At 62.4% G+C, this 970-nt stretch carries 2 protein-coding genes; both read right to left on the bottom strand.

Annotated elements, in window-relative coordinates:
* Positions 1–769: transposase (locus HWN72_RS30735; protein WP_211152330.1), on the bottom strand; the 769-nt coding region annotated here is incomplete at its 3' end.
* A 41-nt stretch (positions 770–810) separates the two neighbouring features.
* Complete coding sequence (gene tnpB, locus HWN72_RS32125) at positions 811–966, bottom strand: IS66 family insertion sequence element accessory protein TnpB (RefSeq protein WP_375154556.1); 156 nt, start codon at positions 964–966, stop codon at positions 811–813.
* Positions 967–970 lie beyond the last annotated feature (4 nt).

Raw genomic sequence — 970 nt, 5'->3', positions numbered from 1 at the left:
GGAGCCGCAGCTTCAGGGCGTCAAAGATGCGATGCAAGTGCCTCTCGCTCGAAGCGATCACCCAACGGCCCAGAGCACCACGGCTGACAGGTACCCCTGCGCGCTCGAAGGTTTGCGCCAAACGATACAGCGGTGTGCCATCGACGTATTTATGAACAAGGGCAAAGGCCAGCGTCGAGGCCGTGGCAATGCTGCCCGGCAAGGGCTGTGCGGGCATCGGCGCAATGACGATCGGCGTGGCGATCCCGGTGCGGTCGCAATTGCGGCATGCATATTTGGCGCGGGCATTCTGAAGGGCCGTGGCCTTCACCTCGATGTGAAGCTGCTCGGTTACCACTTCCCCCATGCGATGCATCCGTTCGCTGCAGCACGGGCAGACCTTCTGGTCGTCGGCGAGGTCATATTCGACGCGCTGGCGCGGCAGGTCGGCAGGAAGTGGCTTGCGCCCGCGCTTCTTCCCTTCTGGCTTTCTCGCCTCCGGCAATCCCGTGTCGGGAAGATCGGCGGCGGCCGGCTCATCGACGTCGTCGTGTCCATCGTCGGTATCGTCCTCAAGGGAGGCCTGCTCGGCTTCATTGAAGACACGATCCAGGTGCTTTTCGCTGCGCGGCGCAAAGCGGTGCAACCGCGCCAGCGCCAGTTCCTCCTCAAGCTTCAGGATGCGCCGGGCAAGGGAGTCTCTCTCGGCCGCCAATGCCTCGACTTCAGCGGCTTTCGTCGCCAGAAGCGCCATCAATTCCGCAATAGTGGGGATGCCGCCTCGATCCATCGCAGTCTTGAATCGAAAGCCCGTTCCCGCGTCAACGGCCTTCAACCGACAAACTGATATTGCCGCACCGGATGAGGGACCATCGCGTCAATATCGATCCCGTCGAGCAGCCATCGCAATTGCTCCGCGGTGAGCGCAACCACCGTTTCCGCTCGTCTGGGCCATCGGAACTTGTCCTCCGTCAACGCCTTGAGCACCAAC

Origin of the sequence: Novosphingobium sp. HR1a, assembly GCF_015594425.1 — a bacterium.
Lineage (GTDB): Bacteria > Pseudomonadota > Alphaproteobacteria > Sphingomonadales > Sphingomonadaceae > Novosphingobium > Novosphingobium resinovorum_A.
The sequence above is the reverse complement of the archived record's forward strand: the minus strand, read 5'-3'. Positions and strand labels throughout refer to the sequence as shown.